The sequence below is a fragment of the Variovorax sp. P4_D9 genome (assembly GCF_056401695.1).
The window spans coordinates 1-4,866 of the sequence record NZ_JBFUIU010000668.1 but is presented as its reverse complement, the minus strand read 5'-3'; the positions used below and the strand labels follow the sequence as shown (position 1 = coordinate 4,866).

At 64.0% G+C, this 4,866-nt stretch carries 6 protein-coding genes; 3 read left to right on the top strand and 3 right to left on the bottom strand.

The features are described 5' to 3' along the window. Positions 1-206, bottom strand: a 206-nt coding sequence (locus tag AC1DY5_RS42160) for a helix-turn-helix domain-containing protein (protein ID WP_478120377.1), incomplete at its 3' end; no start/stop codon positions are given. 58 nt (positions 207-264) lie between these two features. Next, positions 265-1,152, bottom strand: a complete 888-nt coding sequence (locus tag AC1DY5_RS42155) for a LysR family transcriptional regulator (protein ID WP_478120376.1) — start codon at positions 1,150-1,152, stop codon at positions 265-267. A gap of 116 nt (positions 1,153-1,268) precedes the next feature. Here AC1DY5_RS42155 and AC1DY5_RS42150 point away from each other — a divergent pair, with 116 nt between their 5' ends. From AC1DY5_RS42150 to AC1DY5_RS42140, 3 genes are read left to right on the top strand one after another with little or no spacing between them, the layout of a single operon-like run. Beyond that, on the top strand, positions 1,269-2,270 hold the full coding sequence (locus AC1DY5_RS42150) for an ornithine cyclodeaminase family protein (protein ID WP_478120375.1): 1,002 nt from the start codon (positions 1,269-1,271) through the stop codon (positions 2,268-2,270). Further along, entirely contained in the window at positions 2,267-3,094 is an 828-nt protein-coding gene (locus AC1DY5_RS42145) for a phosphate/phosphite/phosphonate ABC transporter substrate-binding protein (protein WP_478120374.1), read from the top strand. Before AC1DY5_RS42150 ends, AC1DY5_RS42145 begins: the two co-directional genes overlap by 4 nt. Before the next feature lie 29 nt (positions 3,095-3,123). Next, positions 3,124-4,080: a tripartite tricarboxylate transporter substrate binding protein gene (locus tag AC1DY5_RS42140; RefSeq protein WP_478120373.1), complete on the top strand. Its 957-nt coding sequence runs from the start codon at positions 3,124-3,126 to the stop codon at positions 4,078-4,080. Between the two features lie 165 nt (positions 4,081-4,245). Here the strand turns inward: AC1DY5_RS42140 and AC1DY5_RS42135 are convergent. Continuing rightward, positions 4,246-4,866 (bottom strand): hypothetical protein (locus AC1DY5_RS42135; protein ID WP_478120372.1); only part of this gene is annotated, 621 nt, incomplete at its 5' end.

Genomic DNA, 4,866 nt, shown 5'->3' with positions numbered 1-4,866 from the left:
GCCGCGTTGCGCCAGGCCGTGAGCCAAGCGCACATGCTCGCGTAGCCTGCGTGCTTCTCGCCGCGCTCGCGGCGAGCCTGCTGCTCGGCCAGCGCTCGATTCCAGATCCAGCGCATCATGCCCGCGTAACGCCCCAGTTGAGCCGCCTGCGCAGAACGCGGGCGAAGCTGGAAACGGTAGCCTCGGAGGGACGAATCGACGGACATCTACGACAGTATGGGCAAGCGCCAGCTCYGCGCGTGCCGGGCATCAGGTCGCTCCCCTTCACCGCGCCATCCCTGCCGTCAACACTTCCACGAAGTTCATCGATAGGCGCGACAGCGGTTCGGTTTGGACATGGAAGATCTGGACCGAGGCATTGACCTTCGTCTTGACGGGAACCACAACGATATTCGGCCACGTCTGCCCAAACACGGTCATGGCGTCGACCAGCGCGATACCCGCCCCCGCCTGTGCCAGCGCCCGCGCCACGTGCGCTTGCTCGACTTGGATGCTCATGTCAGGCTGATTCTTTTCGCTGCCGAATATCTCCCGCAGCAACAGTCCGAACGGAGCATCGGGTTCATAACCAATCAGAGACTCCTTTGCCAGCTCCGCGGGTCGCACGAAAGAGCGCGTGCCAAGCCGATGCCCCTTTGGAATCAGGGCAACGATAGGGTTCTTGACCAACAGGCGCGCTTCTAGGTTGGGGTGCGTCAGGGCCATGTTGGACACGGCGAGTTCCGCCTGTCCAGACAGCAAGGCGCGCAGCATGGTGCTGGGGATCTGCGTACGCACGACGATGCGCACTCCCGGATGCGCTTGCTTGAATGCTGCGATCGCGAGTGGCAGGACGGTCTGGCCGAGGTTGGGGCTGCATGAAATGCGCAAGCTGCCGATTCGGTTGGCTGCGAGATCCTCCGCGACCTCGTTGACGCGCTCGATGCCCTCGTAGACGGCGTTCACCTCGCCCAGCAGCCGCCGTGCCTCCGGCGTGGGATACAGGCGCCCCTTGATGCGCTGGAACAGTTCAAGTCCGAGGCGTTGCTCGGTGTGCGACATCAGCCGGCTGATAGCTGGCTGCGACACGTACAGGAGCCTTGAAGCAGCGCTGATCGAGCCCGTCAGCATGACGGCACGGAAGACCTCGATCTGCCGAAGGTTCAACTTCATCGTATAACCTACTGTTAAGCACAATGGACATAAAAGCATACGACATTCATGGGTGCGAAGCCTAGACTTGTCTTCATCCTGGCGTGATGGCCGTCCCTTCGAAGACTGGAGATGAAATGAGCGAGATCTATCTGACTTATATCAACGGCAAGGACATCGCGAAGCTGGCGATGACCGATGCGGAGATCCTTGACGCGGTGGAGCAAGCGCTCATTGCGCAAGGCAAGGGCGAGACGGTGATCGAGCCGCGCGTGCACCTGATTCCCGATCCGGCCTTCAACGGGCACTTCAATGTGCTGCGCGGATACGTCGCGCCGCTCGGCCTGGCCGGCGTCAAGATCGTTGGCGACTACGTCGACAACTACAAGCTCGGCCTTCCGTCGGAGATGGCCATGCTCAATCTCTTCGATCCAAGAACGGGAATCCCTGTGGCGATGATCGATGCCACCTTCATCACCGATGCCCGCACCGGGGCGATCACGGCCCTGGGCGCCCGGCATCTGGCTCGCCGCGAGAGCAAGGTGCTGGGGCATGTCGGGGCGCGTGGCACCTCCTACTGGAACGTCCGGCTGCTTGATAGCTTATTCGACTTCGATGAGATTCGCGTGCATTCGCGTCGCCCGGAAAGTCGCAACGCCTTTGCCGCTCGCCTGGAGCGAGATCTTGGCAAGAAGATCGTGATCACGGAGGATTGGGAATCTTGCGTGCGGGGTGCCGACATCGTGGTGGAAGCGTCGCGGCTGGAGCGTCCGACACCGATGCTGAAGACCGAATGGATCAAGCCGGGCGCGTTCGTGGTGCCCTATGGCACGATGAGTGCCGTCGAACTCTCGCTCACCGACATCATGGACAAGGTGGTGGTCGACGACTGGAGCCAATGCAAGGGCGGCATCTTCGGCTCGCTGCGCGCACACGTCGAGGCGGGCAAGCTCTCGGAGCAGACCCTCTACGGCGAGCTTGGCGAGATCGTCGCGGGCCRCAAGCCTGGTCGGCAAAGTGACGACGAGACCAATCTGTTCTGGCACCGTGGCCTATCCCTGAGCGACATAGCCCTGGGCCATGCCATCCTGCAGAAGGCCGAACGCATGGGCCTCGGGCAGAGGCTGCTGTACGCATGATCGCCAACGTGCGCATGTATGACGTGAGCGAGCCGGTGTCGCAGGCATGGCGGGCGCTTCTCGCCCGCCTGGCGGAGCGCGCCGGCCTTGCGTTGAGCTACGTCGAGCACGCCCCGCCGACACCCATCAGCGCCTTGTGGGCCCGTCCCGATTGCGGCTGCGTGTTCATGTGCGGTTTCCCGTATGTCACCAGCGCAAGGCGGCCCCGTCTCCTGGCTGCACCGGTTCCATCACTGCCGCGGTACGGCGACCGTCCGGTGTACTTCACCGAGTTCATCGTGCGGACCGATGCGAATGTGCACTCGCTTGCGCAAACCTTCGGCAGCCGGCTCGCGTGCATGCTGCGGGAATCGAACTCGGGCCATAACGCGCCCCGCCACTACCTGCTGAAACACGCTGCAGCGGGCGCACGGGCGCTGTACCGGTCCACGACGTTACCAACGCCGACGCCGCTCGAAGTGATCGATGCGGTGATCAGCGCCCAGGCGGAAGTCGGCGTCGTCGACAGCTATGTGCTGGATCTGTTGCGCCTGCATTCGCCAGAACGTCTGGCGCAACTCAAGACGGTGTCGGTGACGCCGGCATCGCCGATCCCGCCCCTGGTCGCATCAGGTGAAATCAGCGGCGACACGGTCGCTCGCGTGCGTGCCGCCTTGCTCGACTTGCATCGCGATGCAGCCGCCGCCGTGCAGATGGCGACACTGGCTCTCGCTCGCTTCGCGCCCGTGGAGGAATCGGACTACGCCGTGCTGGCTGGCTACGCTGACCGTGCTGACGCGGCGGGCTTCGCATTGACGGGCGACATCCCCACTGTTGTGGCTTGAGACCATTTCCAGACCAATCGGAGACTTCGATGAAGCGCTTCCTGATCGCCATCCTGACCGCTTGCATGCCACTGCTGGCGTCCGCGCAGGCCTATCCCGCCAAGCAGGTTCGCTTGGTGGTTCCCTTTGCACCCGGTGGCCCGGCCGATGCCCTCGGCCGGATCGTGGGGGAGGGGTTGTCCAAGCCGTGGGGACAACCCGTCCTGGTGGAAAACAAGGTCGGCGCGGCCGGCTCGATCGGGGTGGGCCAGGTCGCCAAGTCCGCGCCTGACGGCTACACGCTGGCGGTCGTTCCAGTGGGCAATATCGCGGTCAATCCCAGCTTGATGCCGAACTTGCCCTACAAGCCGACAGACCTAGCGCCGGTGACGATGCTCGCGACAGCGGAGAACGTGCTGGTCACGGGCTCTAGCGTGCCAGCCCAGACTCTGGGTGAGCTGCTCAAGCTGGCGGCCCAGAAGCAGGGACAGCTCACGTTTGCATCCGCGGGTGCCGGCAGCCAGGCCCACCTGGCGGGCGAAATGCTCCAACTGGACGCCAACATCAAGCTTATTCACGTGCCTTACAAAGGCCTCAGCCTGGCGCTGACCGACGTGGTTGGCGGCCAGGTGACGATGATGTTCGCGCCGCTCTCGACGGCACTTCCCTTCATCAAATCTGGCAGGCTCCATGCGCTCGGCGTGGCCAGCGCCAGGCGTTCCACTGCAATGCCCGACTTGCCGACCATCGCGGAGCTGGGCTTCCCGAAATTCGAAGCCGTGTCCTGGTATGCCCTCATGGCTCCTGCAGGCACGCCGCCCGAGGTGGTGCAGCAGATCAGCCGCCAGACTAACGAGGTGCTGGCAGACCCTTCATTGAAAGAGAAGCTGGCTGCGGTTGGCTTGGAGGTCGGCGGCGGCACCCCGCGCGAGCTCGACGCCACTATCCAGAAGGAAGCCGCCCGATGGGCCAACGTGATTCGGACGCGTCATATTTCAGTGGACTGATGTCACTGCGCGGGGTCGTTCCGGAGCGCTCATTCTCCCTGCCGCCTTAGTCGCGGCATGGACACCTTAGCGCTGTCGAAGCGCACGAAGGGTCAGAGATAAGTCAAATTTTCAGAGCACGTCGGCCTGCTCATCGAGGTGGCCCGCAACGAATGAATGTCAGGTTCACGGCAACCTACTTGGGAGACCCCTTCGGGCCCGAAACGGCTGTACGCTTTGCTCCGAAGGTGCCGCTCGTGAGCGCTGATCAGTCGCGGGAATCCTGTGAGGGACCAGTCCTCTTCGAGCGAGCACCTTCCGGTTGTTGCGATCGCGCAGGGCCAGCTCGAGTTCGATGAGGTCTGCGACGCGATCGCGTGTCGGGCCCGCGTCGCTCGGGCCCGCGAGCTTCAGATAGACGTTGTCCGCGGTGCGCGTCAGCGTAACGCCGCTAGCGTCGGCCGATGCAAGGGGCAGCGCCCTGAGCAGTTCGGAGTAGCGCAAGGTGATATGAGCGAGCTGTGCGCTGCCTCGCGGTCGCGCGGGGCGAGTCGGGCCGCCTACGGCTGAGCCCTGGCGCGATGCATTCCGGCGCGCGCGCTGCGTATCCAGCCGCCGCTGCAGGCCCATGCGAGCCGAATGAAGGTCGTCCTCGGGCGTCCACTGGCGAGTGCCGTAGTCGATCGCCTGGCTCACATTCCGGCGCGCGCGCTGCGTATCCAGCCGCCGCTGCAGGCCCATGCGAGCCGAATGAAGGTCGTCCTCGGGCGTCCACTGGCGAGTGCCGTAGTCGATCGCCTGGCTCAC

What these genes read in the sequence shown, in the direction of transcription:
- AC1DY5_RS42155 (WP_478120376.1), bottom strand. Translation starts at nt 1,152, where the DNA reads ATGAAGTTGAACCTTCGGCAGATCGAGGTCTTCCGTGCCGTCATGCTG.
- AC1DY5_RS42145 (WP_478120374.1), top strand. Translation starts at nt 2,267, where the DNA reads ATGATCGCCAACGTGCGCATGTATGACGTGAGCGAGCCGGTGTCGCAG.
- AC1DY5_RS42140 (WP_478120373.1), top strand. Translation starts at nt 3,124, where the DNA reads ATGAAGCGCTTCCTGATCGCCATCCTGACCGCTTGCATGCCACTGCTG.